The sequence below is a fragment of the Roseovarius halophilus (ex Wu et al. 2025) genome (assembly GCF_047086965.1).
Map to the genome: position 1 here is coordinate 54,837 of NZ_JBKOTX010000002.1, position 23,171 is coordinate 78,007.

Annotated in this window: 27 protein-coding genes and 1 tRNA gene; 14 read left to right on the forward strand and 14 right to left on the reverse strand. The window is 65.4% G+C overall.

Translation table 11 applies throughout. The features are described from left to right. Positions 1-14: 14 nt before the first annotated feature. Together ACH107_RS00705 and ACH107_RS00710 are read left to right on the forward strand one after the other, a co-directional pair. On the forward strand, positions 15-1,253 hold the full coding sequence (locus tag ACH107_RS00705; RefSeq protein WP_412504225.1) for a bifunctional folylpolyglutamate synthase/dihydrofolate synthase: 1,239 nt from the start codon (positions 15-17) through the stop codon (positions 1,251-1,253). Next, positions 1,250-1,801, forward strand: coding sequence for a hypothetical protein (locus ACH107_RS00710; protein WP_310690140.1), 552 nt, complete (start codon positions 1,250-1,252; stop codon positions 1,799-1,801). Before ACH107_RS00705 ends, ACH107_RS00710 begins: the two co-directional genes overlap by 4 nt. Before the next feature lie 36 nt (positions 1,802-1,837). On the opposite strand, the gene zapE is transcribed toward ACH107_RS00710, so the two are convergent. The 7 genes from zapE to mbfA form a co-directional block, all read right to left on the reverse strand. Then, complete coding sequence (gene zapE, locus ACH107_RS00715) at positions 1,838-2,917, reverse strand: cell division protein ZapE (RefSeq protein WP_412504205.1); 1,080 nt, start codon at positions 2,915-2,917, stop codon at positions 1,838-1,840. A 63-nt stretch (positions 2,918-2,980) separates the two neighbouring features. Further along, complete coding sequence (locus ACH107_RS00720; RefSeq protein ID WP_412504206.1) at positions 2,981-3,889, reverse strand: ornithine cyclodeaminase family protein; 909 nt, start codon at positions 3,887-3,889, stop codon at positions 2,981-2,983. After that, positions 3,886-4,506 (reverse strand): HAD family hydrolase, encoded by a 621-nt coding sequence (locus ACH107_RS00725; protein WP_412504207.1) that lies wholly within the window; start codon positions 4,504-4,506, stop codon positions 3,886-3,888. Before ACH107_RS00725 ends, ACH107_RS00720 begins: the two co-directional genes overlap by 4 nt. A gap of 87 nt (positions 4,507-4,593) precedes the next feature. Next, positions 4,594-5,040: a YaiI/YqxD family protein gene (locus ACH107_RS00730; protein ID WP_310690144.1), complete on the reverse strand. Its 447-nt coding sequence runs from the start codon at positions 5,038-5,040 to the stop codon at positions 4,594-4,596. Further along, positions 5,037-5,864: an S-formylglutathione hydrolase gene (gene fghA / locus ACH107_RS00735; protein ID WP_412504208.1), complete on the reverse strand. Its 828-nt coding sequence runs from the start codon at positions 5,862-5,864 to the stop codon at positions 5,037-5,039. The genes ACH107_RS00730 and fghA overlap by 4 nt, the downstream gene beginning before the upstream one ends. Before the next feature lie 100 nt (positions 5,865-5,964). Further along, entirely contained in the window at positions 5,965-6,891 is a 927-nt protein-coding gene (locus tag ACH107_RS00740) for an AEC family transporter (RefSeq protein ID WP_310690146.1), read from the reverse strand. A 153-nt stretch (positions 6,892-7,044) separates the two neighbouring features. After that, complete coding sequence (gene mbfA, locus ACH107_RS00745; RefSeq protein WP_310690147.1) at positions 7,045-8,022, reverse strand: iron exporter MbfA; 978 nt, start codon at positions 8,020-8,022, stop codon at positions 7,045-7,047. A gap of 161 nt (positions 8,023-8,183) precedes the next feature. Here mbfA and ACH107_RS00750 point away from each other — a divergent pair, with 161 nt between their 5' ends. Beyond that, positions 8,184-8,801 (forward strand): TetR/AcrR family transcriptional regulator, encoded by a 618-nt coding sequence (locus ACH107_RS00750; protein ID WP_412504209.1) that lies wholly within the window; start codon positions 8,184-8,186, stop codon positions 8,799-8,801. Between the two features lie 15 nt (positions 8,802-8,816). Here ACH107_RS00750 and ACH107_RS00755 read toward each other — a convergent pair whose 3' ends face one another. Both ACH107_RS00755 and ACH107_RS00760 read right to left on the reverse strand, forming a co-directional pair. Then, a complete protein-coding gene (locus ACH107_RS00755; RefSeq protein ID WP_310690149.1) occupies positions 8,817-9,509 on the reverse strand; it encodes an NYN domain-containing protein in 693 nt (230 codons plus the stop codon). Between the two features lie 22 nt (positions 9,510-9,531). Then, on the reverse strand, positions 9,532-10,644 hold the full coding sequence (locus ACH107_RS00760) for an S-(hydroxymethyl)glutathione dehydrogenase/class III alcohol dehydrogenase (RefSeq protein ID WP_412504210.1): 1,113 nt from the start codon (positions 10,642-10,644) through the stop codon (positions 9,532-9,534). 100 nt (positions 10,645-10,744) lie between these two features. On the opposite strand from ACH107_RS00760, the gene ACH107_RS00765 reads away from it, so the two are divergent. After that, complete coding sequence (locus ACH107_RS00765) at positions 10,745-11,035, forward strand: I78 family peptidase inhibitor (protein WP_412504211.1); 291 nt, start codon at positions 10,745-10,747, stop codon at positions 11,033-11,035. Between the two features lie 67 nt (positions 11,036-11,102). Next, a complete protein-coding gene (locus ACH107_RS00770) occupies positions 11,103-11,444 on the forward strand; it encodes a DUF2794 domain-containing protein (RefSeq protein ID WP_310690152.1) in 342 nt (113 codons plus the stop codon). 32 nt (positions 11,445-11,476) lie between these two features. On the opposite strand, the gene ACH107_RS00775 is transcribed toward ACH107_RS00770, so the two are convergent. From ACH107_RS00775 to ACH107_RS00785, 3 genes are all read right to left on the reverse strand, one after another. Continuing rightward, positions 11,477-12,307 (reverse strand): NlpC/P60 family protein, encoded by an 831-nt coding sequence (locus ACH107_RS00775; RefSeq protein WP_412504212.1) that lies wholly within the window; start codon positions 12,305-12,307, stop codon positions 11,477-11,479. Beyond that, positions 12,304-13,680 (reverse strand): leucyl aminopeptidase family protein, encoded by a 1,377-nt coding sequence (locus ACH107_RS00780; protein WP_412504213.1) that lies wholly within the window; start codon positions 13,678-13,680, stop codon positions 12,304-12,306. Before ACH107_RS00780 ends, ACH107_RS00775 begins: the two co-directional genes overlap by 4 nt. A gap of 65 nt (positions 13,681-13,745) precedes the next feature. Further along, positions 13,746-14,126 carry a hypothetical protein gene (locus ACH107_RS00785; protein WP_412504214.1) on the reverse strand — a complete coding sequence of 127 codons (381 nt, stop codon included), beginning with the start codon at positions 14,124-14,126 and terminating at the stop codon, positions 13,746-13,748. Between the two features lie 178 nt (positions 14,127-14,304). Here ACH107_RS00785 and ACH107_RS00790 point away from each other — a divergent pair, with 178 nt between their 5' ends. The 8 genes from ACH107_RS00790 to ACH107_RS00825 all read left to right on the forward strand — a co-directional run bounded on the left by ACH107_RS00790 (position 14,305) and on the right by ACH107_RS00825 (position 21,549). Further along, the gene (locus ACH107_RS00790; RefSeq protein WP_412504215.1) at positions 14,305-14,955 is read left to right on the forward strand and encodes a carbonic anhydrase; all 651 of its coding nucleotides are present in this window, start codon (positions 14,305-14,307) and stop codon (positions 14,953-14,955) included. Positions 14,956-15,025: 70 nt separating this feature from the next. Continuing rightward, positions 15,026-16,003 (forward strand): sodium-dependent bicarbonate transport family permease, encoded by a 978-nt coding sequence (locus ACH107_RS00795; RefSeq protein ID WP_310692189.1) that lies wholly within the window; start codon positions 15,026-15,028, stop codon positions 16,001-16,003. A 1-nt stretch (position 16,004) separates the two neighbouring features. Continuing rightward, a complete protein-coding gene (locus ACH107_RS00800) occupies positions 16,005-16,316 on the forward strand; it encodes a P-II family nitrogen regulator (protein ID WP_310692190.1) in 312 nt (103 codons plus the stop codon). Positions 16,317-16,522: 206 nt separating this feature from the next. Further along, entirely contained in the window at positions 16,523-19,597 is a 3,075-nt protein-coding gene (locus ACH107_RS00805; RefSeq protein WP_412504216.1) for a Tad domain-containing protein, read from the forward strand. Beyond that, positions 19,594-20,124: a TadE/TadG family type IV pilus assembly protein gene (locus ACH107_RS00810; protein ID WP_412504217.1), complete on the forward strand. Its 531-nt coding sequence runs from the start codon at positions 19,594-19,596 to the stop codon at positions 20,122-20,124. The genes ACH107_RS00805 and ACH107_RS00810 overlap by 4 nt, the downstream gene beginning before the upstream one ends. Further along, positions 20,121-20,675: a TadE/TadG family type IV pilus assembly protein gene (locus ACH107_RS00815; RefSeq protein WP_412504218.1), complete on the forward strand. Its 555-nt coding sequence runs from the start codon at positions 20,121-20,123 to the stop codon at positions 20,673-20,675. Before ACH107_RS00810 ends, ACH107_RS00815 begins: the two co-directional genes overlap by 4 nt. A gap of 272 nt (positions 20,676-20,947) precedes the next feature. Next, a tRNA-Met gene (locus ACH107_RS00820) sits at positions 20,948-21,024 on the forward strand. Between the two features lie 339 nt (positions 21,025-21,363). After that, positions 21,364-21,549: a hypothetical protein gene (locus tag ACH107_RS00825; RefSeq protein ID WP_412504219.1), complete on the forward strand. Its 186-nt coding sequence runs from the start codon at positions 21,364-21,366 to the stop codon at positions 21,547-21,549. An 88-nt stretch (positions 21,550-21,637) separates the two neighbouring features. Here ACH107_RS00825 and ACH107_RS00830 read toward each other — a convergent pair whose 3' ends face one another. After that, a complete protein-coding gene (locus tag ACH107_RS00830; RefSeq protein ID WP_412504220.1) occupies positions 21,638-22,198 on the reverse strand; it encodes an IS110 family transposase in 561 nt (186 codons plus the stop codon). A 160-nt stretch (positions 22,199-22,358) separates the two neighbouring features. After that, a complete protein-coding gene (locus ACH107_RS00835; RefSeq protein ID WP_412504221.1) occupies positions 22,359-22,733 on the reverse strand; it encodes a hypothetical protein in 375 nt (124 codons plus the stop codon). Positions 22,734-22,952: 219 nt separating this feature from the next. On the opposite strand from ACH107_RS00835, the gene ACH107_RS00840 reads away from it, so the two are divergent. Beyond that, positions 22,953-23,171: transposase family protein (locus ACH107_RS00840; RefSeq protein ID WP_412504222.1), on the forward strand; the 219-nt coding region annotated here is incomplete at its 3' end.

Consider the following 23,171-nt stretch of genomic DNA (forward strand, 5'->3'; position numbering starts at 1 on the left):
TCATCCTCGAACGGATGATGGCACTGCACCCCAAGATCATCGACCTGACGCTTGACAGGGTCTGGCGCCTGCTTGCGGCCCTGGACAACCCGCAGGATCGCCTGCCGCCGGTGATCCATATCGCTGGTACCAATGGCAAGGGCTCGACCCAGGCCATGATCCGCGCCGGGCTGGAAGGGGCCGGCCAGACCGTTCATGCCTATACCTCGCCGCATCTCGCCCGGTTCCACGAACGAATCCGATTGGCCGGTGATCTGATTTCCGAGGACCACCTCGCGCGGGTTCTCGACCGCTGCTACCGCGCCAATGGCGACGCGCCGATCACCTATTTCGAGATCACCACCTGCGCGGCCCTGCTGGCCTTTGCAGAGACGCCGGCGGATTACACCCTGCTCGAGGTGGGCCTCGGCGGGCGGCTGGACGCAACCAATGTGTTTGACCGCCCGGCGCTGACAATCATCACCCCCGTGGACATGGATCACCAGCAGTTCCTGGGCGACACCCTGCCCGAGATTGCCGCCGAGAAGGCCGGGATCATCAAGCGGGGCGTACCTTGCATCATCGGGCGCCAGCATGACGGGGCGCTGGACGTGATCGAGCGGCAGGCCGCGCGGCGGGCGGCCCCTGTCCTGGCCCATGGTCAGCATTGGCAGATCACCGAGGAACGCGCGCGGCTGACCTACCAGGACGAGACCGGCCTGCTGGACCTGCCCCTGCCCAGCCTGCCCGGCCCCCACCAGGTGGAGAACGCCGGTATGGCCCTGGCCGCGCTGCGTCAGCTGGGGCTTGGCGAAGCGGCCTACGAGGCCGCCATGACCCAGGCCAGCTGGCCCGCGCGAATGCAGAAGCTGACCGAGGGCGCGTTGGCCGATCGCGTCCGCCCTGCCGAGCTCTGGCTCGATGGGGGGCACAACCCGGCGGCGGGCGCGGCGCTGGCGGCCACGCTCGCCGGGCTGCCCGCGCGCCCCACGCATCTGGTCTGCGGCATGCTCAACACCAAGGACATCGCCGGCTACATGACACCACTCGCGCGCCATGCCGAGAGCCTTACGGCGATCTCCATCCCCGGCGAAGCCGCCACCCTGCCCGCCGAAACCACGGCGCGCGCCGCCGCACAGGCGGGCCTGGCAGCAACCACCGCCCCGGACCTCGACAGCGCCTTGCAGGCGATCGTCGCCGACCACCCCGAGGCCCGTATCCTGATCTGCGGGTCTCTCTACCTGGCAGGGCATGTCCTGAGGGCAAACGAATGATCCGCGCCCTTGCCTTTCTGATGCTCGCCACACCCGCCACGGCGGCCGATTTCGTGTTTTGCTGGCAGGGGGACAACGGCTATCGGATGGAAGGTCGGATGACGGTCCCTGACGACCGCCTAACCGAACCGCTTTTGACTCATGATGACGTGACCGGCTTTTTCATCCAGGGGTTCCACAATGACACCCCCATCGGCAGCTGGGGCCTGTCACAACTGACCTCTGACACTAGCTGGAACCTGTCCTTCGATCCGCGCCGCATGGTCTTCCCGACAGGTGGCATGCACAACGGGCCCGAGGGACAGGCCTGGAACGCCGGCGGGCGCGCCAACGACTGCGGCGACCCCGGCTTCGGCTTCAATTCGGGGACCAATGCGCAGGACCTCTGCGTCAACAACACCTGGATCACCGACAGCATGATCGACCGCTACACCCGGTTTCCGGTCTATCCGGCGGGTGAGGTCGATCCAGATTGCGGCGGGGCGCCACTGCTAGGGCACGCGGGCGATCGGCAGCGCGTCGCCGGGGCGCGGACGGCCCGGCAATAGCCCCGGCCGACCTGTTCCAGCCTTCTTCCAGCCACGTCAGGCAGACGCGGCCGCCCAGTCCATGCCTTGCATTTCTCGCAGACGGCTGGCAGTGCGTTCGAACTCGAAGACCCCCTCGCCTTCGACGTAGAGCATCTCGGGCGCGGCGGCGGCAGAGCAGATCAGGTGAACCCGGGCCTCGTAGAGCGCGTCGATCAGGGTGACGAAGCGCTTGGCCTCGTTGAAGTTCGACCGGCTCAGGCGGGGGATATCCTCAAGGATCAGGACCCGCGCGACCTCGGCCAGGGCCAGGTAATCGGCAGCGCCCAGCGCCCGCCCGCACAGATCGTGGAACTTTGCCCGCGCCACGCCGTTGTAGAAGCCCGGGATGTGCAGGTCATGCCCCTTGACGCGCAGCACCATGGGCTCGGCCTTGCCACCAGTGAAATCCGCCCAGATTGACCGGATCTTCTCGCGTGCCGCCCCGTCGGCGGGGGTAAAGTATGACGGCGACCCGGCCAGGACGCTTTGCCGGTAGTCGGTGTCGCTGACCAGTTCCCAGACCGTCAGCTTTTCCTTCATCAGGTCGATGAAGGGCAGGAAGAGCTGCCGGTTGAGCCCGTCGCGATAAAGGTCGTCGGGCGGCCGGTTCGAGGTGGTGACGACGGTGACGCCGGCGGCGAAAAGCGCCTCGAACAGGCGGCCCACGATCATGGCATCGGTGATATCGCTGATCTGCATCTCGTCGAAGGCCAGAAACCGGACATCGGCGGACAGGGCCTCGGCCACGGGCCTGATCGCGTCATCTACACCGGTTTCGCGAGCCTTGGCGATTTCCGCATGAACCCACTGCATGAAGGCATGGAAATGCGCCCGGCGCTTGGGGGCCTCGACCAGTTCGACAAGCAGGTCCATGAGCATGGACTTGCCGCGCCCGACCCCGCCCCACATGTAGAGTCCCCTGGGCGGTTCAACCGGCTTGGGTTTGCGGAGCAGCCCCTTTTTCGGAGGATCAGGCGGGTACTCCAGCGCCAGGCGCACGCGCTCCAACTCGTCCAAAACGGCCTCTTGCGCCGCATCGTGATGCAACTCGCCCGCCTCGACCCGGGCGAAATAGGCGTCCTGAACCCGTCCCATGCCCGGGTGATAGCGCGCACCGCGGCGGTTGAAAAGCGTAGGCCGCGGCCCGTGTCGAGGCCATCAGCCCGGCCACCGCCCCAGGATGTAGCGGCTTGTCATCAAGTCCAGGTGCGCGCCGCCACCATTCTTGAACACCGTGATCTCGTCGGATGAACGCCGGGTGAATGCGTCCGGTTCGTAGTAGTCGGCCACCACATCGCCGCGGGTGATCGCGCCCGTCTCCAGCGGAATGCGCAACTCGCCGATATGGCCCAGCGTGGTGTCACGGCTGTCCACGAAGATGCGGGCGCGGTTCAGAACCGTATCGTCAGCCTCGCGCATGTCGGGGCGATAGGCGCCGATCAGATCAACGTGCTGGCCCGGTTGCAGCCAGTCACCCCGCAGCAGCGGTTCGGTGCTCATGGTGGCCATGGCGACGATGTCGGCCTGTTCGACCGCCCTTTGCAAATCCTCGGCCACGCGCACACCGGGGCAATCCTGCACGAAGCGCCCCGCCCCCTCGGGCGAGCGGTTCCAGACGGTGAACTCGGCCCCGGGAAAGGCCGCGCCATAGGCCTGCCAGAGCGACCGGCCCACAGTGCCCGCCCCGACGATCAGGATCTTGCGACTGTCGGGCCGGGCCAGGCGGCGCGCGGCCAGCAGGCTGTCACCGGCAGTCTTCCACTTGGTCACGAGGTGGAAATCGAGAACCGCCTCCAGCTGCCCGCCCTTGTCGGCAAACAGCATCACCGCCCCGTTGATCATCGGATCCCCCTTGGCGGGATTGCAGGGAAAGATGGTGGCACATTTCACCGCGATCCCCATCCCGTCGATCCAGGCCGAGCGGTTCAGCAGCGTGTCCGGATCACGGTAAAGAAACAGATCGTCCACCGAGGCGCGCGGACGGTCGTGCCCGGCTGCCAGCGCCTCGGTCAGGGCCAGCCAGTCCAGACCGGCCTCGCCCGCGTCAAAGGGGATGATCGTCGTCATGCCAGTCCCTCCTGCGTGATGAGTCCCTCTGCGATCAGCCGTTCGCCCCAGCGCGACGGGCCATCGAAGTGATGCCCCTGCCAGCCGCGCGCCCGGGCCGCCGCGATGTTCTCGGCGCGGTCGTCGGTGAACAGGAGCCGTTCGGGGGACAGGCCGCAATCCTCCTCCACCATCTCGTAGATTCGCGGGTCGGGCTTTGTCACGCCCATATGCCCGCTGATGTAGTGGCGGTCGAATTCTTCAAGGAAGGGATAGTTCTCTCGTCCGATCTCGAAGGTCTCGATCCCGAAATTCGACAGGGCGAAGACGGGCACGCCGGTGCGGCGCAGCGCCCGCAGGATACGGACCGAGTCGTCGATCACCGGGGCGGCCATGTCGATCCAGCGGGTCTGCCACATGCGCACCTCGTCGGCCCAGTCCGGGTTGGCGGCGGCGACCTCGGTGATGACATCTGCGAAGGGTTCGCCGCGGTCGACGCGGTCGTTCATCCCGTGCAGGTCGATGGCCGCGAAGAAGGCCGCGCGCCGGTCGGTGCCGATGACGCGGTCATAGAACCGTTCGGGCCGCCACTCGATAAGGACATTGCCGATGTCGAAGATCACGGCTTGGGGGTGCATGAGCGTTCCTACCTGGTCTGTTCGGAACAGTAGTCCCGCCCGAAGGCTGCGGAAAGCCCTGAGTTGCAGCGCCGGGCAAGCGCAGGATCAGCGCGGCGCCGGCCGGCGCAACTGGCGTTCCAGCCGATCCAGGAACCGCGAACGGTCGGCCTTGGTGAAGCCCTTGCCGCCGCCCTGGCGAAACGGGTCGGCCGCGCGCAGGTCGGTCATCAAATCGCGGGTGGCCAGCGCCTGGCCCACGTTGCGGGCGGTCAGTTCCTCGCCATCGGGCTTGAGCACCGCCGCCCCCGTCGCGACGCAGCGCGCGGCCAAAGGAATGTCAGCGGTCACGACCACGTCGCCGGCGCCGCAATGATCGGCGATCCATTTGTCGGCCTCGTCGGGGCCGTCGGGAACGAAAACCGTCTCGACCAGCGGATTGGCCGAAGGGCGCAGCCCGCCATTGGCAACGATCATGACCGGGTGACGGTGACGCGTCGCCACGCGCTCGACCTCGACCTTGACCGGGCAGGCATCACCATCAACGAAAATCATACCCAGAGCGCCTCGGCATGAAAGGCCAGATGCTCCTCGATGAAGCTGGAGACGAAGAAATAGCTGTGGTCATAGCCCTCTTGCAGGCGCAGCTGGCCCGGCTGGCGCCGCGCCGTCATGGCCTCGGCCAGGGCGTCGATCCGCAGCAGGTCCCAGAAATTGTCCCTCGTACCCACATCGACCAGGACCGGCCCGTCAAAGCCGCTGTCGCGCATCAGCAGGCTGGCGTCATGCGTCTTGCCCGCCTCGACGCTGCCGAGGTAGGCCTCGAACTGCTTTCGGCCCCAGTCGCTGTCGGTCGGATTGCAGATCGGCGAAAAGGCCGAGACCGACCGGAACCGTCCCGGCAGGGACAACGCGAGCGTCAACGCCCCGTGTCCGCCCATCGAGTGACCGGTAATCGCCTGCCGCTCGGGGTCGATGGCAAAACCGTTGTCAAGGATGCGCGGCAGTTCCTCGGACAGGTAATCCCACATGCGAAAATGCGGGGCCCAGGGCGCCTGCGTTGCGTTCACGTAGAAGCCGGCGCCCTGGCCCAGATCGTAGTCCGGGTCATCGGCCACATCCGCGCCCCGGGGCGAGGTGTCGGGAAAACACAGTGCGATCCCGTGCTCCGCCGCCCAGGCCTGTGCGCCCGCCTTGGTCATGGCGTTCTCATGCGTGCAGGTCAGGCCCGACAGATACCACAGCAGCGGGACCGGGCCGTCCTCGGCCTCTTGCGGCAGGAACAGCCCGAAGGTCATGTCGCAGGCGCAGGCGTCCGAGCGGTGGCGATAGACGCCCTGGGTGCCTCGGAAACAACGGTTCTGGGATAGGGTTTCCATCATTTCGTCCCTTCATAGGTGGTCATGATCTGATCCAGCGGTTTCTTGGTCCTGGCTACGGCAGGGCCTGGTAGACGGGTTTTTCGGCCATGGCGCCCCCCTATCCGGTGACAAGGGCGATGACGCCCGAAACGGTGACCACGCTCACCGCGGTCGAGATCAGGATCGAGGCCGAAACGCGATGCGGCGCAACCCCGTAGTGCTGGGCCAAAATGTAGACATTTCCGGCCACAGGCAAGGCGGCAGCGGCGATCATGACACCGGCGGCATAGGGCTCCACCGGCAGCAGGTACAGCGCGGCGAAACCGACGGCCGCCGGGTGCAGCACCAGCTTGGCAAACGACAGCCAGCCCGCGACCGCGACACGCTCGGCGGACTTGCTGGCCAGCGAGGCGCCGATGGCGAACAGCGCCCCCGGCGTGGCCGCCGCGCCGAGGATTTCCAGAAAGTTGTTCACCGGTCCGGGGATGGGCAGCGACAGGGCCGAGACGATCAATCCAAGGCCGATGGACATGATCATCGGATTCCTGAGCAGACCCAGCCCGACAGTGCGCAGGATGCCCAGGCTCATCCGACCGTCGCGTGATCCGGTGATCAGGATCACGATCAACGAGCCGAAAACGATCAGGTCCACGGACAGGACCATCATGACCGCCGGGATCGCCTGCGGCCCCAGGAGCATGGCCAGCATTGGGATGCCCAGGAAGCCGACATTGCCGATCACGGCGCATTGCGCCTCGACCGCCGCCTCCTCGATCCCGCGGCGGCGCAGAAGGGCGACACCGGTGGCGACGAGGTAGATCAGCAGCGTTCCCCAGAAATAGGCCAGCACGAAGGGCCAATCGAAGATATCCCCGATGGACAGGTTCGCCGCAAAGCGGAACAACATCGCCGAAAGGGCGAAATAGAAGACGAACTTTGTCAGCCAGGCCGTGGCCTCGGCGGTGAAAAAGCCCGTCCGGCCCGCGCCGTAGCCCAGCCCGATCAGGGCGAAAAAGGGCAGCGTCTGAAGGAAGATGTCCCACATGCACGCAGCGATAGCACGCTCGGCCGGCGGGGCAAGCGGCAATGCGGATGTCCCCGGCAGACCGCGCCGCACCCCTCCCCGTGTTTCTTCTGGCCGGAAATATCCTCGGGGGTGAATTGGCCGAAGGCCAAGAGGTGGGTGGACCGCCCCCTGCTAGCCTCCGCCGATCAGCACCCCTGCGGAAAAGACCAGCGCCCCGCCCAGCACCACCTGGAACGTGGCCCGCAGGAACGGCGTGTCCATGAACCGGTTCTGGATCCAGACGATGGCCCAAAGCTCGACGAATACGACGATGATCGCCGTGATGGTCGCCGTCCAGAAATCCGGGATCAGGTAGGGCAGCGCGTGGCCCAGCCCGCCAAGCGTGGTCATGACGCCGCTGGCCAGACCCCGCTTGAAGGGCGAGCCACGCCCCGAAATCTGCCCGTCATCCGAAGCGGCCTCGGTAAAGCCCATGGAAATCCCGGCGCCGACCGATGCCGCGAGCCCGACCAGGAAGGTCGTCCAGGTGTCCTGCGTGGCGAAGGCCGTGGCAAAGATCGGCGCCAGCGTCGAGACCGAACCGTCCATCAGCCCGGCAAGCCCCGGCTGCACCCAGGTCAGGACAAAGCGGCGATGCGCCTCGGAATCCTCGTCGGTTCGGGCCGCCTCGCCCAGGTGTTCCTGCTCCAGCGCGTCGGCGGTATCGGCATGGCTGGCCTCGGCCGCGGCCAGATCGCCCAGCAACTTGCGGGTTTCGGACTCCGTGGTGGCGGCGGCGGCCGTCTCATAGAAGCGCTGGGCGTCACGCTCCATAAGATGCGCCTCTTCGCGGATACGCTCCAGCCCGAGGTTCTCGACCAGCCAGACGGGGCGGCGGGCATGGAAACCGGCGACATGCTCGCGCCGCAACAAGGGGATGACCTTGCCGAAGCGGGCCTCGTGCAGGTCGATCAGCCGGTGGCGGTGTCTGTCCTCTTCTTCGGCCATGCCGTCAAAGACCTTGGCGGAGGCAGGAAAATCGGCGCGCAGCATCTCGGCATAGCTGCGATAGATGCGGGCGTCGTCCTCCTCCGAGGAGATGGCGAGGGCCAGGACCTCCTGTTCGGTCAGGTCCTTGAAACGACGGCGGGATGGGACTCCGGGGATCACGGCAACACCTCGTGGTTTAGAATTATTCTAATATGCCGCAGATCTTTTGGATTGCAAGCCCCGGCCATGGACAGGCTGACCCGCGCCATCCGAGGCGCCGACCTGCCGGATTCCTTGCTGAAAGTGAACCGAACAGCTTATACATGCGCCAAGGAGGAGCGATGGCCGACGGCGATATCGAGATCAAGAGAGGCCGCAAGTTCGACCAGGTTCTGGCGGGCGCTCGGCAGGTCTTCATGGCTCATGGCTATGAGGGGGCCTCGGTCGATGAGATCGCCCGCGCCGCGGGTGTGTCCAAGGCCACGCTTTACAGCTATTTCCCCGACAAACGCCTGCTTTTCGCCGAGGTCGCCAAGCACGAAAGCGAGCGTCAGGCGCAACTCTCGCTGGCCGAGATCGACATCGACGGCCCGCCGGAAGACGTGCTTTACCGGGCGGGCAAACGGCTGATGACTTTCCTGACCTCGAAATTCGGCCAGCAGGTCGTGGGCCTGTGTTCCTCCGAGGCGCAGCGCTTTCCGGAACTCGGGTGCATGTTCTACGATTCGGGTCCGGGTCTGGTGCGCGCGCATTTCAGCCACTATCTGGCCTGCGCCGCGCAGGCGGGCCGGTTGCGCATCGACGACCCCCTGCTTGCCGCCGACCAGTTCGCCGAACTGTGCAAAGCGCGGATTTTCACCCGCATCACCTGCGGGGTCCAGACAGAGTTCGGCGAGGACGAACTGGAGATGATCCTGACCGGGGCGGTCGAGATGTTCATGGCCCGCTACGGCCGCTGACCGTCCGGCCAGCCTTCAGTCCTTGCGGCGCACTTCCATGTGGTTGCCCGACCCCCGGCGCAGTTCGAACAGCTTGAGCGAGCCGACAAGGTCGCTCAGCTTCTTCTTGCCGTAGGTGCGCGGGTCGAAGTCGGGATTGTCGGCCACCAGCTTCTGCCCGATCGCGCCGAGGCCGACCCAGTCGCTCTCCTGGTCGACCGCATCCATGGCGCGCCGGATCAGCGGCACCGCCTCGGTGGGCTTGCGTTTGCCCGTTTGCGGCGCGTCCTCTTCGGCGATGTTCTCGATCAGAACGAAGCGGTTGCAGGTGTTGCGCAGGCTGACGGGGGTCTTGGCCTCGCCGATGCCGATCACCGCCAGGCCCTGTTCGCGGATGCGGCTGGCCAGCGCGGTGAAATCGCTGTCGGAACTGACCAGAACGAAGCCGTCGAAGCGGCCCGAATGCAGGATGTCCATGGCGTCGATGACCAGCCCGATATCGGTGGCGTTCTTGCCGGTCGTGTTCGAGGGCAATTGCCGCTGCACCAGCCCCAGCTCGGCCGCGGTTTTCTTCCAGCCCGCCAGGTGGCCGGTGGACCAGTCGCCGTAGACCCGGCGCAGGGCAGGCTCACCGAACTGCGTTATTTCCTTGAGGATCGCCTCGGCGTGGCTGGACGAGACGTTGTCCGCGTCGATCAGCACGGCATAGAGGCTGCTGGGGTCCGGCATGTGCCCTCCGAGGTGGTGTGTCCTAGTAGACGACGACCGAACGGATCGACTCGCCGCTGTGCATCAGATCAAAGCCGGTGTTGATATCGTCCAGCCCCATGGTGTGGGTGATCATCGGGTCGATCTCGATCTTGCCGTCCATGTACCAGTCGACGATTTTCGGCACATCCGTGCGGCCCCTTGCCCCGCCAAAGGCCGTGCCCCGCCAGACCCGGCCGGTCACCAGCTGGAAAGGGCGGGTGGAAATCTCGGCGCCCGCCGGGGCCACGCCTATGATCACGCTTTCGCCCCAACCCTTGTGGGCCGATTCCAGCGCGGCGCGCATCACGTCCACGTTGCCGGTGGCGTCGAATGTATAATCCCCGCCACCGCCGGTCAGATCGACAAGGTAGGGCACCAGGTCGCCCTCGACCTCGGCCGGGTTGACGAAATCGGTCATGCCAAAGCGTTTGGCCGTGACCTTCTTGTCGGGGTTCAGGTCGACGCCGACGATCTGGTCCGCCCCAGCCAGCCGCAGCCCCTGGATGACATTCAGCCCGATGCCGCCCAGACCAAAGACGATGGCGCGCGCGCCGATTTCGACCTTGGCCGTTTTGATCACGGCGCCGACCCCGGTGGTCACGCCGCAGCCGATGTAGCAGATCTTGTCGAAAGGCGCGTCGGGCCGCACCTTGGCCAGCGCGATCTCGGGCAGGACGGTGTGGTTCGCAAAGGTCGAGCAGCCCATGTAGTGCAGGATCGGATCGCCATCGAGCGTGCTGAACCGGCTGGTGCCGTCGGGCATGAGGCCCCGGCCCTGGGTGCCGCGGATCGCCTGGCACAGGTTGGTCTTGCCACTCAGGCAATATTCGCATTCCCGGCATTCTGGGGTGTAGAGCGGGATCACGTGGTCTCCGGGCTGCAGGCTTTTGACGCCCGCGCCCACCTCGAGCACGACGCCCGCGCCCTCGTGGCCCAGGATGGCCGGAAACAGCCCCTCGGGATCGGCACCCGAGAGCGTGAAATCGTCTGTGTGACAGATGCCTGTGGCCTTGATCTCGACGAGGACCTCACCCGCCCGCGGGCCTTCCAGGTTCACGTCCATGATTTCGAGCGGCTTTCCGGCGGCGGTGGCAACGGCGGCGCGGGTACGCATGGTGGCTCCTCCCTGATCCTTTGGCGGGACCCTGTTGTAAGCCGTGACGGGTTGCAAGCACCAGAGTTGATTTCGACGGAGGAAATGCGAGGATTGCCCCATGCGACACCTGTGCCTGACTGCTCTCCTCCTTGGCCTTGCCGCCTGCGGCGCCATGGCCCCGTCCGATACCCCGCAGCCCGAGGTGCCGCCCGAAAGCGCGGACAGCTGCGGCGCGCGGGCCCACGCAGGCCTGATCGGACAGGACGCGACGGCGCTGGAACGGGTGCTGATCATGGGGCCCGTCCGCGTGATCCGGCCCGGCACGGCCGTCACCATGGATCACCGTCCCGACCGGATCAATTTCATGGTATCCGAAGCGGAGCGGATCACGCGGATCTATTGCGGCTGAACCCGGTTCGGCGCGCCGCTGACGAGACGGGTTGAAAAAACCGCGCAGAGAGGCAAGTCTGTTGGTCATGAATGCGCAACCGCCCATCCCGCTGACAACCCGAGAAGGCCAGAAGGTGGCCTTTCACAAGTCCGAGCTGAACGTGATCCTGTCGCTCTATGGCCGCATGGTCGCCGCCGGGGAATGGCGCGACTACGGCATGTCCTTCCTCAAGGACGTTGCTGTCTTCTCGGTCTTTCGCCGCACCGCCGAAGTGCCTGTCTATCGCATCGAGAAGCGCCCCAAGATGCGTCTGCGGCAGGGGCAGTATTCCGTCATCGGGATGGAGGGTCAGGTGCTCAAGCGCGGCGACGATCTCAAGACCGTGCTGCGGGTGCTCGACCGCAAGTTGATCCGTGCAGTAGAGTAGAAAGGCCCGTGGACGGGCCTTTTCCGCCCCCGCTACAGCCGTCTGCGCGCCGTGACCGGCCCGTCGCCCTGCGCGGCGATCCGGGACATGGCGGCGTCGATCGGCTCGAGCGCCACCGCCATGTGATGCACGTTGGCATGGATGAGGGTGTGCTCGTCCACGGCAAGGGCGACGTGGCCCGACCAGAAGAACAGGTCGCCGCGGTGCACCGGCGCCTCCGGTGCGACAGCCTCTCCCAGCGCGGCCTCCTGCAGGTCACTGTCACCGGGGCATGGCTGCCCGCAGGCGTGCAGGGCCACCTGCACCAGCCCGGAACAGTCGATCCCGAAGGCCGAATTCGCCCCCCACAAATAGGGGGTGCCCAGATAGCGTTCGGCCACCGCCACCGGGTCCGTTTCCGGCCTGTCGGCCAGATGCGCGGTCGACACCCAGCCCAGTTCGGTCCGGGTGAACCGGCCCTCGGTCTCGCCTGCGGCAACGATGGCCATATGCGGCAGCGCCATTCGCTCGGGCGATTTGAAGTCTGGCGCGGCGTAGACATGCGTCTGCCGGGCGCCGATCCAGTCCAGCGCCGCGCCGCGGTCGCTGGCCGGGGTCAGGCCTGACTCGGCCACCCAGCCCACATATTCGGCCAGAGGGGCGATGCCGAAGGCGAAGCCATCCCGCCGTTCCAGCACCTCGAACCCCTCACCATAGCGCAACTGCCTGTCCCGCGGCCCGCCCGGGGACAGGCTCAAGTCAAGGACCGGCGTGGCGACATGGCAGGGCGGTTCAGGGTCTGCCGGGGCGCGGTCGGGGTACGCCTCCACAAGCCAGCGCGCGACGATGCGGTCATTGACCGGGGTCAGGCGCGGATCGCTCACGACGACAGCACCCCCGGCAGGGCCTGCAACAGGGCGCGCGCGCCCTGCCCCACGCCGCCCTTGGGGCGCGCCGGGGCCGGGGCGGGTTGCCAGCCGTAGATGTCGAAATGCGTGTAGGGCGCGGCCTCGACGAAACGGCGCAGGAACAGCGCCGCGGTGACCGACCCGGCGAAACCGCCCGCGGGCGCGTTGTCCAGATCCGCGATCCCCGGCTCGATCATGGCCTCGTAGGGGTCATGGAACGGCATCTGCCAGACAGGATCGGCCACAAGATCCCCGGCTTTCGGCAGGGCCTCGGCCATGGGCGCATCGGTGGTGTAGAAGGGCGCGATGTCGGGCCCCACGGCGGCGCGGGCGGCGCCGGTCAGCGTGGCGTAGGACACGATCCGGTCGGGCGCCTCCTCGTCGGCCAGGGCCAGCGCATCCGCCAGTACCAGCCGCCCCTCGGCGTCGGTGTTGTTGATTTCGACCGTCAGCCCCTTGCGGCTGGTCAGGATGTCGCCGGGACGGAAGGCATCGCCGCCCACCGCGTTTTCCACCGCGGGGATCAGCACCCGCAACCGCAGCTTCAGGCCCAGCGCCATGATCATCTGCGCCAGGCCCAGAACGGTTGCCGCGCCGCCCATGTCCTTTTTCATCAGCGCCATGGAGCCACCGGGCTTCAGGTTCAGCCCGCCGGTGTCGAAAATCACGCCCTTGCCCACCAGCGTCAGCCGGGGCCCCGCGTCGCCCCAGCGCAGGTCGATGAGGCGCGGGGCGCGGGCGGATGCCCGGCCGACGGTATGGATCAGCGGCAGGTTCTGCGCCAGCAGCGCATCGCCTTCGGTGATCTCGATCGCGGCCCCGTGATCCTCGGCCAGCCGCGAGGCGGCCGCGGCAAGCTCCTGCGGGCCCATGTCGTTGGCGGGCGTGTTGATCAGGTCGCGGGTCAGCCCCTCGCCCGCCGCTATGGCCTCCAGCCGGACAGAATCGATACCCGCCGGGGCGGCAAAGCGCGGCCCGTCCTCGCAAGCGGTCCGATACCGGTCGAAGCGGTAGCCGCTCAGCAACAGGGCCAGCGCCGCCTCGTCCAGCGCGGCGCCCTCCAGCGTGGTTTCCAGATGATAGTTCCCGCCGGGCAGGCCCTGCGCAGCCTCGGCCAATGCGAGGCGCTTGCGCCGCCGCTGAGCGGCACTGCCCAGCCCGGCAAAGGCACAGGCGATCCCACCCGCATCGTCCGGGACAAGGTGCCGCTCACCAACCTGCCCCGAGAACCCTGCCGCGCGCAGCCAGGCGGCCCGGGCGGCAGGCAGCACGTCGAGCTGCGCCTCCAGATCCTCGGTGGTGACGGCATGCAGGGGGATCGTCGGCGTGTCGGGAGGGAGAAATTTCATCGCGCGGGCCCTTTCCGGCTTGGCTGTACTCGCAGCCTACTGCATGGCGGGCGCGCTGCAACCGGTCAGGAAATGGGGCGGGTCATGCCGATCTCGTCCAGCGTGGCGGTCAGCAGGCGCATGAGCCGCGACAGGGTCGCCGCCAGGGCCGGTTCGTCCCCGGCCACATGGCAGTAATGCGCATCGGCCCCGACCCGCGCGACCTGCCGCATCCCGATCCTGTCGGCCAGGGCGACGATGGCATGCAAGCGGCTGTCGAGGCGCTCGGGCTCGGCCAGGCGGTAGTCATCCTCCAGGCGGCGCAGGTGGCGGCCAAGGTCGGTCACGCAGACCGATATGAAATCCTCGGTCCGCCGGACATCCGCGACATCTGCCGCTTCGCCCGCCACGGGCAGGCATTGGTCATGTTGTCCCGCCTCGCGCAGGACCATCCTGATGATCTGCATTTTCCCCATTCCCCGCGATACCGTGCGGGGCCCTTGATATTCACCACACGGATCATATTGGTGCGAAACGGTTTCGAAGGAGGTAACACGGCGACGGGGCGCAACGGCGTTTTCCCTCGAAATTTCGACGAATTGCGCGTAGTTGTTCCATGACTTGGACCCAACGGAAGGCAGGCCAATGACGACCGCCCCAAGCCCCTTGCCCGACTATCTTGTCAATCGCTACCATGGCTGGCGGGCCACGACCTATGCCCGCAACACCACCTGGTATCAGCACCTGGCCGAGATGGGCCAGCATCCCCGTGCCATGGTGATTTCCTGCTGTGACAGCCGGGGCCATGTCACCTCGATCTTCGGGGCCGATCAGGGCGAATTCTTCATCCACCGCAACGTGGCCAACCTTGTGCCGCCCCATGCGCCCGACGGAGAGACCCACGGAACCTCGGCCTCGGTCGAATACGCGGTTACGGTTCTCAAGGTCGCCCATTTGATCGTTCTGGGCCATTCCAACTGCGGCGGCGTGAAGGGCTGTTATGACATGTGTTCGGGCAAGGCGCCGGAACTCGCGAGCAGTTCCAGCTTCGTGGGCCGTTGGATGAAGATCCTGCGCGGCAAGTTCGAGACCCTGCCCGAGGGCGACGAGGCCAGTCGCCTGCGGGAACTGGAGCAGCAGGCGGTTCGGACCTCGCTTGACAACCTGACCACCTTCCCCTTCGTGCGCCAGGCCATGGAGGCCGGACGGCTGACGCTGCACGGGCTGTGGAACGACATCGGCGCGGGCAGCCTTTCCGGCCTTGACCCGCGAACCGGGGAATTCACCCCGCTGTAATCCCTTTGCGGTTGCCCTTGCGGCAATTTGGTCATAATCACCGGCAACCTGCGACAACCCGGGGTGCCTGATGGCCGACATCCTTTCTCTTGCCGCCCAGAACCTTCTGTCCCCTGTCATTCTGTCCTTCATCCTAGGCGTGGCCGCAGCCCTGGGCCGGTCGGATCTGTCGGTGCCCGAGGCCGTCGCCAAGGGATTGTCGATCTATCTTCTCTTCGCCATCGGCTTCAAGGGCGGCGCCAGCGTGGCGAGCCACGGCGTGGACGCCACGCTGGTGGCGACGATCACGGCCGGGCTGATCCTGTCGGCCGGTCTGCCCCTGGTCGCCTTCAATCTGCTGAAGATCATGACGAAGATGTCGCGCACTGATGCGGCCGCGGTTGCCGGGCACTATGGGTCGATCTCCATCGTGACCTTCGTCGCCGCCACCTCGGTGCTGGAGGGGCGCGGCCTCTCGTCTGAGGGGTACATGGTCGCCGTCGCCGCCGTGATGGAGGCCCCGGCGATCCTCTCGGCGCTCTGGCTGATCTCGACCGGCGGGTCCGACAAACGGATGGACGGCGCGCTGCTGCGGGAAATCCTGCTCAACGGCTCAATCGTTCTGCTGGTGGGCGCCTTTCTCATCGGCATGGTCACGGGCGAAGAGGGGCTGGCGAGCATCTCCAGCTTCATCGTCGCACCCTTTACCGGCGTGCTTTGCCTGTTTCTGCTGGATATGGGGCTGGTCGCGGGGCGCGGGTTGCGTGACGTGCGCGGCGTTCTGGGCGGTGGGGCCATCGCCTTCGGCATCCTGATGCCGGTGATCGGCAGCCTGGCCGGACTGGCGGCGGCGCTGCTGATCGGGCTCAGCACCGGCGGCGCCGTGCTGCTCATGGTGCTGTCGGCCTCGGCCAGCTACATCGCGGTGCCCGCGGCGATGCGCGTGGCCCTGCCCGAGGCGAACCCGTCGATTTACCTGACCCTGTCACTGGGAATAACATTCCCGTTCAACCTGACGGTCGGCATCCCGCTTTACGTGACGCTGGCCCGACTGGCCACCGGAGGCTGACATGCAGACCCACAAGGCAAAGCGCGTGGTCATCACCATCGAGGCGATCATGCAGAAGCGGCTGACCGATACGATCGAGGCTGCCGGGGTGACGGGCTATTCCATCCTGCCGGTTCTGGGCGGATCGGGCCGGTCCGGCACGTGGTCGCGCGAGGGGCAGGTCAGCCGCGCCAGCGGCATGGTGCAGGTGGTCTGCATCATCAAGCCCGAGCGGCTGGACGCGCTGTTGGAAGCAGCCTTCGACGTGGTGGACAAGCACATCGGCGTGGTCACCATCACCGACGTGGAAGTGCTGCGAGCCGAACGGTTCTAGCCGTTTCGGGACGTTTTGTACAACGCCCGGCCCCCCAGCATCACGGTTTGTACAAAACGTCGGCGTCGCATGGGCGGACGAGTTTGACGGCGCGGCCTGCCACGTGCCGGCAGGTGGGCGCGAAATAACGCCGCGCTTCTGCCTCAGATTCGTCGCAATTCGCCGGAAGATATGAAGTCTGCAGCAATCGGGAGCGAACGTTCACCATGCAGTTCCTACGTCTCCTAGGTCTTCTGATCGGCCGACGGCGCACCTGTGCAGAGAAACTCGCCCGGTTCGCATCGCAGGAGTCCGGCGCGATCGGCCTGTTCTCGTTGTTCGTGTTCCTGGTCATCCTGACGGTCGGCGGGCTGGCGCTGGACCTGATGCATACCGAGTTCAAGCGTACCCGGCTTCAGAACGCGCTGGACCGGGCCGTGCTGACCGCCGCGGCCGACCCCGAGAACGCCGGCACCGACTTCGTGGGCGAAAGCCTGACGACACTGGGCCTGTCAGACCAGCTGATCGGGGTGCGCGACACCAGCACGGCCACCGAGCGACAGATCACCGCGTCGGCGGAGGACGAGGTCGGAACGCAGTTTCCCGGACTCGTCGGGCTGGAAAGCTTGTCGGCCCCGGCCTCGGCGGCCGCCTACGTGCCGAACGGTGGCAAGGAAATCTCGATGGTCTTCGACATCTCGGGGTCCATGCGGTACGCTTCGGGCGGGCGTCAGCGCATCGAGTTCCTGCGCGATGGCGCCGGCGCGTTCGCGGACCGCGTTCTGGCGGACGACCTCGCCGAGACGACCTCGATCAACCTCGTGCCCTTCGCCGGTCAGGTGAATCCGGGCCGGACGCTGTTCAAGCGCCTTGGCGGCAAGCGCTGGCACAGGCAGTCCTCGTGCAAGGAAGTCCTGAACGCGGAGTTCATGGAACCGGGCCTGCCGACAGCCAGCGGCCTCCAATTGCCCCATTTCATGGAGTGGGACATCGACCCCGAAACGATGGACTGGGGCTGGTGTCCCACGGACGAGGCGGCGGTGCGCGTGGCGCAGAATGATCCCGGCCGGATCAAGTCCTATCTCGACAACATTCGTCTGCATGATGGCACCGGAACGCACATCGGGCTGAAATACGGGCTCGGGCTTCTGGATCCGTCCGCAAGGGCGCACGTCGAGACACTGGCCTACAATGGCGAAATCCCGCAGCGGTTCGGAAACCGCCCCCTGCCCTATTCCGAGGCCACGCAGAAATACCTGGTGCTTGTCACCGATGGCGGCGTGACCGACCAGTCGCGGCCGGTGGGCGCCTCCTACGAAAACGTCTACTGCGAGGATCCGGCCCGGGACGACCCGGACCAGACGCCGCAGGACACGGACTACGACGGCGCCACCGCGGCCGACCCGGACCCCGACGGTGACGGCCTTGTGACGCTCTATTTCGACGGCCACCAGGTGGCCAGCACCGACAACGTGAACCAGCACGCCGACAACCGGTCGCACATCGACGTGCGAAAGCTGTTCGCCGACGTGCGCCTTGAGAATGGCAGCACGGTGGACCGCGTGGAGGTGGTGGTGCCGCTCGACGAGCTTGACCGCCACCCGGAGACGGGCGAACTCAACTTCCTGGAAAAGCGACAGGGCGACAACAATACCACCATCCGCACCCTGACAGTGGTGATGAGCGACGGCCAGCGCTTCACGATCAAGGACTCCAGCCCCACCGATTTTCGCGAGCAGGACACCTCGAAGGTCGGTGACGGCACAGTCGGTAGCACCGGCCCGCTGAACGGCGAAAGCTTCACCCCCGAGCACGGCGACATCTTCGTCGAAACCAATTCCTCGATCGACCTCGTCTACGCCGGGACCAGCGACGACGCGCCCGATGGCGACAACAGGACCCATTGCGTCGACGGAAGCTGCTTTGATCTCTCGACCTTCCGGCAACTCGGCGGCGAGAACCTGATGTTCACCACCCGGCCCGAGGGGTTCGACCCCGACCAGACCAACATCTTTGCCATCGACGTCAGCGACGACACCTCCGACACTTATGGAGACGGGTTGTTTTCGGTGAACGACGCGGTGCTGCGTTTCCATGACGGGACATCGGACACCACGACCACGGCCGATGACGGAGATGCCGACAGTGGCCACGGCAACGATTGCGACGGCTACGACGAGGAGAACCCCGGCACCAGCACCGGCATAGACCCGGACCTTTGCAGCACCGAGACCGCCGAGAGCAACGAGGCCACGATTCTCAACGCCGATCCCGATGGCGACGGGCTGATCCGGCTGCACTTCCGGCCCAATCAGGTGGCGAGCACCGACAACATCAACCAGCGCGGCGACAACCGCGCCCATTTCGACCCGATTCGGCGGATGGACAGCGTGGTGCTTTCGAACGGGTCGCAGGTCGATTTCATCGAGGTCGTGGTGCCCGCCGACGAGACCGCCCTTCACCCCGGCACTGACGAGCTGAACTTCCTCCAGAAGCGCCAGGGCGACAACAACACCACGATCCAGGCGATCAACGTGGTGATGACCGACGGCCAGGTCTTCGAGGTCAAGGGCGGCAGCACGATCGACTTTCGCGAACAGGACACGTCGAAAGTGGGCGACGGCACGCTGGGCGCGCTGGGCCCGCTGCACGGCGACAGCTTCACCCCGCATCACGGCGACACCTTCGTCGAGACCAATTCCGCGGTGGACATGGTCTATGCGGGCACGAACATCGACGCGCCCGCCGATCCCGACCGCACCGAGTTCTACCACCTCGATGGCAACAACTGGATGTTCACCTCGAACCCGTCAGGCCTGGACATGACGCAAACCAACGTGATGGCCATCGACATCAGCGACGACACGTCGGACGCCTTCGGCGACGGCCTGTTCACCGTCACCAACGATCTGTTGGCGCATGCCGGCGACCGGGATTTCGACGATCGCGAGCTCGACTACCAGAACGAATGCAATGCCCAGATCCGCGAGGTCTTCGGTGATTCCGACGACGGGACCACGGCCCGCAACTACGCCCCGACCGAGGTCTTCAAGGACCCCGGGGATTTCTTCGATCACGACGAACTGGGCAGCCTGGCGAACTTGCGCGCCCAGTGCGAGCAGGCACGCCGCGACGGCGTGGTCGTCTACACGGTCGGCATCGACACGCCGCCCGAGGTCGCCGACGAGATCGAGGCCTGCGCCAGTTCACCGGCGCACGCGTTCGACATCACCGCCAGCGAAACCGAAGGCGTCGTGAAATCCATCGCCAACGCCATCCGCCGGGACGGGTTGAGGCAATGATCCTGCGGCACCTTGGAGCTTTCCGGCGCCGCGAGGACGGCAACGCCACCATCGAGTTCGCCCTGATTTTCCCGGTCTTCGCGTTTCTGTTGATATCAAGCGTCGAAACCGGACTGCTTGCGGTGCGCCAGGCCATGCTCGAGCGGGCCGCGGGCCTGACCGCGCGTGACATCCGGCTCGATGGCAGCGGGTCCATGACGCTCAGCGAGCGCAAGTCGGCGTTCTGCGGCGACGCGATCGTGTTCTCGAACTGCGAGGACACCGTTTTCTTCGCCTTCGAAGAGGTCGGCGGCGCGGCCTGGGACTTCAGCCAGCTGTCCACAGGTTGCGTCGATTCGACCGATACCGTCACGCCGGTCAACACCTTCACGACCGGCCTAACCACGAACCTGTCGGTGGTGCGGATTTGCGCACTCTTCGACCCGCTCTTCCCGACCTCGGGGCTGGGCGCGACATTGCGCAGGATCGACGGCGAGCACTACGCCCAGGTGGTCCGCACGGCCTTCGTCAGCGACGCCGGATCATGACGGCCGGACCGCGCGAACCCTCGCGCTGGCGGCGCTTCGTCTCGGATGAGAGCGGCAGCATCTCGATCGAGGCGGTGCTCTGGATCCCGGTCCTGCTGGCGGCCTGGCTATTGATGGTCTCGGCCGCGGCCGCTTATCACGCGGTGATCGGCAACGTGAACGGGGCGCATGCCGTCGGCGACGTGGTGTCCCGGCAGACCCCGGTCCTCGACGCGGCCGATCTCGACGACCTGAACGCCTTGCACCGCCTGATCAGCCAGAGCGGTACGGGCACGGATGTCCGTATCACCACGCTGCGCTTTGATGCCGCAGACAACAGCTTCGCCCTGCTGGGCTCGCTTGCCGCCGAGAGCGCACCAGCCCTGAGCCAGGCCGAGGTCGACGCCCTCGCCAACACGCTGCCGGCCGTGCCGGACGGCGACCAGCTTATCCTGGTCGAGACTTGGCTGGACCACGCACCCCTGAGCGCGCTGCTTGCGGAGACTTTCAGCTTTCACCACATGGCGACCGTGCGCCCCCGCCTCGCCGCGCAGATCCGCTTGGTGGACTAAGCGTGGCAGCCCGCCGGGCGACAGGCGTTGTCAGTCGTGATGACCCGGACCGGGACGCCCTGCGCCCGCATCTCGCGGCCTTCGCCACGGCCTGTCGCTGGCGCACCCCGGCGTCACCTGCAAGCACGACGCGCCACGCCGCCCAAAGCCGGGCAGACCCACCCGGATGATCCGGGCTCCGCACTGCGCAGAAAATTACGCTCATGCGCGGGGAAAATCGTCCTGCCCCCCTTGCGCGCAACCGTCATAAAAAGTACGCACATAAAAATTGGCGCGGGGTGGAGCAGCTCGGTAGCTCGTCAGGCTCATAACCTGAAGGTCGTTGGTTCAAATCCAACCCCCGCAACCAAATTTCCCAAATAAATCAAACGCATGGCTGATGGTACCATTATACCACCGCCGTTTTGCGTGTTTACATCAACGCCACATCAACACCGAACCAGAAAAACTGCACTGGCAGGCGTTCACGCGCACCGGCGCGCATTCGACGGCACTCAAGAGGTAACTGTCGGGGTCCGCAGTTGGGAACATCGGTCTCAACCCGGGTCGCGAGCCCGTGGCTGGCGACCGAACTCAAGGCTCTGAACAGCACCAACTGGTGATGGGCCGGGCGATTGGCGTATCGGCTGGCCGAATTTCTGCCCTGGCACTGGAAACCCGCAGGCCAGCCGCACAGCGAGGCCGCGTGATGGCTGCAACGACCTACGTCTGCTCCTTCGCCCATGTCGCCGGCCAGTTGGGCGAAGATCCGGATCTGCTCGAGGCGGTCGTCAGCAACGATGACAACCTGTCCTATGTCAGCATCGTCAGCGTCCAGATCGGGCAAGACGAATACGTCACGGCGCTGACCGACGATGGCATCTGCGAACTGTAGGACATGCTCGCGGACGCCCGGCGCTCGCCCGAGGACTGGAACAACTTCCTGCAAGACTCCATCGACGATCTCGACATCATCGCACGCGTCAAGGACCAGTCTCTGCAATAGAAATCGGGCGGTTACGACGAGATCGCATCGTCCACGGCTTGGTCCGGTGATAGATCCGTCCACGGCGCAGCATGAAGGCTGAAACAAGCTGGCGTTTGTGCCGCTGGTCCTCTGCCGCGCTTTCCCTGGCACGAACCAGGTCGCGCATCGCCTCATGCGTTTCATCAGGCACCCAGATCGGCGTCAGTTCTCCGGCACGCAATAGCCAGGCCAGTCGAATTGCACCCAGCCGGTCTGTCTTCACGCGCTCACCAGCACGCACCGGAATCAATGAGGGCGCGACAACACAGCATTCGAAACCAAACGCTCGCACCTGCCGATAAACGCCATATCCCGTGGGCCCCGCTTCACAGCATACCGAAACAGGTGACCCACGCCGGGAGAGTTTTTTGAGCAGCCGGTCGACGCTGGCAGGGGCGTTCCCAAAGGTGCCCAGGCTAAGAACCGCGTCACGCACCCCACCACCGGCAATTGCTACTGCCAGCTTGTCCTTCGAAACGTCGATACCAACATGGATCGTCGGTTGTTCTTTCTTCATGCCTTCCTCCATCGCAAATCGACGGCACCTGCCGCCATGCGATCAGAATACAGGCTGAACCATCATGCGCGGGCCGCTGAAAAAAGACATGCGGTCTTACAAAGATCAGACACGTTCACGGCTTGTTCTCCATTCAGTAAAGCACACCGTAACTCGGAAATCAATGGGTTCTGAGCCTAGCCTGCCAAATTGAATTATTCGCCCGCGCTATTCCCAAATTGTCAGCTAACTCATCGGCGTTAACCGGCAATTTAAGTGAAATATCCGAAATTAGCAATCTATGTGTTGAAAAATCATCAGAACCGAATTTTTCGGAAACCAGCAGAAGCACAACGGCTGGAGAAATTCTCCGGAATTCTGATAGACTGTCAATGATTTCCGAATACTCATCAGCCTCACGCAAATTATCCAAGTCAACGAAGAGATAGCGCCACTTTTCCGGCGACACCACGATTGATTGCAGAACTTCCTCTAGCACGTTGCACGTATCAACTCTGTAGCCTTCGTCCTTAAGAGTCATCAGAAGACCTTGCATAGTATCACTCTTAGTGCTACCTGCGATAAATATGGTCCCTTCTCGATCTCTGTGGGTTGCCGGGCTCATCAAGGGTTGAACGGGCGCTACATTTTGTGCGGCCGGTAGGCGCGTCCGGCGCGTAGAACTCAACCATCGCAGCGGCGGACGCGCCGGGTGGTGTTGGCCTGCACGTGGTTTTTGGGTAGCCTTCGGCCGTTTTGAACGATGGAGGGCGGAATGGAGCCGGCGACGAGCCTTTTCACGATGGCGCTTGGGCTGGAGGCTCCGTGGTATGTCGAAGATGTGGCGTTTGATGCGGGCGCGAAGCAGATCAACTTCGAGGTCACGTTCAAGCCTGGCAGCCGGTTTACCTGCCCGTCCTGCGGTGCAGCGGATCAGCCGGTCCACGACACGCGGCGGCGCAGCTGGGAACACCTGCGGTTCTTCGAGCACAAG

Coding starts and splice junctions, on each gene's coding strand:
- ACH107_RS00705 (WP_412504225.1), top strand. CDS start 15: ATGATGGCACTGCACCCCAAGATCATCGACCTGACGCTTGACAGGGTC.
- ACH107_RS00710 (WP_310690140.1), top strand. CDS start 1,250: ATGATCCGCGCCCTTGCCTTTCTGATGCTCGCCACACCCGCCACGGCG.
- zapE (WP_412504205.1), bottom strand. CDS start 2,917: ATGGGACGGGTTCAGGACGCCTATTTCGCCCGGGTCGAGGCGGGCGAG.
- ACH107_RS00720 (WP_412504206.1), bottom strand. CDS start 3,889: ATGACGACGATCATCCCCTTTGACGCGGGCGAGGCCGGTCTGGACTGG.
- ACH107_RS00725 (WP_412504207.1), bottom strand. CDS start 4,506: ATGCACCCCCAAGCCGTGATCTTCGACATCGGCAATGTCCTTATCGAG.
- ACH107_RS00730 (WP_310690144.1), bottom strand. CDS start 5,040: ATGATTTTCGTTGATGGTGATGCCTGCCCGGTCAAGGTCGAGGTCGAG.
- fghA (WP_412504208.1), bottom strand. CDS start 5,864: ATGGAAACCCTATCCCAGAACCGTTGTTTCCGAGGCACCCAGGGCGTC.
- ACH107_RS00740 (WP_310690146.1), bottom strand. CDS start 6,891: ATGTGGGACATCTTCCTTCAGACGCTGCCCTTTTTCGCCCTGATCGGG.
- ACH107_RS00750 (WP_412504209.1), top strand. CDS start 8,184: ATGGCCGACGGCGATATCGAGATCAAGAGAGGCCGCAAGTTCGACCAG.
- ACH107_RS00755 (WP_310690149.1), bottom strand. CDS start 9,509: ATGCCGGACCCCAGCAGCCTCTATGCCGTGCTGATCGACGCGGACAAC.
- ACH107_RS00760 (WP_412504210.1), bottom strand. CDS start 10,644: ATGCGTACCCGCGCCGCCGTTGCCACCGCCGCCGGAAAGCCGCTCGAA.
- ACH107_RS00765 (WP_412504211.1), top strand. CDS start 10,745: ATGCGACACCTGTGCCTGACTGCTCTCCTCCTTGGCCTTGCCGCCTGC.
- ACH107_RS00770 (WP_310690152.1), top strand. CDS start 11,103: ATGAATGCGCAACCGCCCATCCCGCTGACAACCCGAGAAGGCCAGAAG.
- ACH107_RS00780 (WP_412504213.1), bottom strand. CDS start 13,680: ATGAAATTTCTCCCTCCCGACACGCCGACGATCCCCCTGCATGCCGTC.
- ACH107_RS00785 (WP_412504214.1), bottom strand. CDS start 14,126: ATGCAGATCATCAGGATGGTCCTGCGCGAGGCGGGACAACATGACCAA.
- ACH107_RS00790 (WP_412504215.1), top strand. CDS start 14,305: ATGACGACCGCCCCAAGCCCCTTGCCCGACTATCTTGTCAATCGCTAC.
- ACH107_RS00795 (WP_310692189.1), top strand. CDS start 15,026: ATGGCCGACATCCTTTCTCTTGCCGCCCAGAACCTTCTGTCCCCTGTC.
- ACH107_RS00800 (WP_310692190.1), top strand. CDS start 16,005: ATGCAGACCCACAAGGCAAAGCGCGTGGTCATCACCATCGAGGCGATC.
- ACH107_RS00805 (WP_412504216.1), top strand. CDS start 16,523: ATGCAGTTCCTACGTCTCCTAGGTCTTCTGATCGGCCGACGGCGCACC.
- ACH107_RS00810 (WP_412504217.1), top strand. CDS start 19,594: ATGATCCTGCGGCACCTTGGAGCTTTCCGGCGCCGCGAGGACGGCAAC.
- ACH107_RS00815 (WP_412504218.1), top strand. CDS start 20,121: ATGACGGCCGGACCGCGCGAACCCTCGCGCTGGCGGCGCTTCGTCTCG.
- ACH107_RS00825 (WP_412504219.1), top strand. CDS start 21,364: ATGGCTGCAACGACCTACGTCTGCTCCTTCGCCCATGTCGCCGGCCAG.
- ACH107_RS00830 (WP_412504220.1), bottom strand. CDS start 22,198: ATGAAGAAAGAACAACCGACGATCCATGTTGGTATCGACGTTTCGAAG.
- ACH107_RS00835 (WP_412504221.1), bottom strand. CDS start 22,733: ATGCAAGGTCTTCTGATGACTCTTAAGGACGAAGGCTACAGAGTTGAT.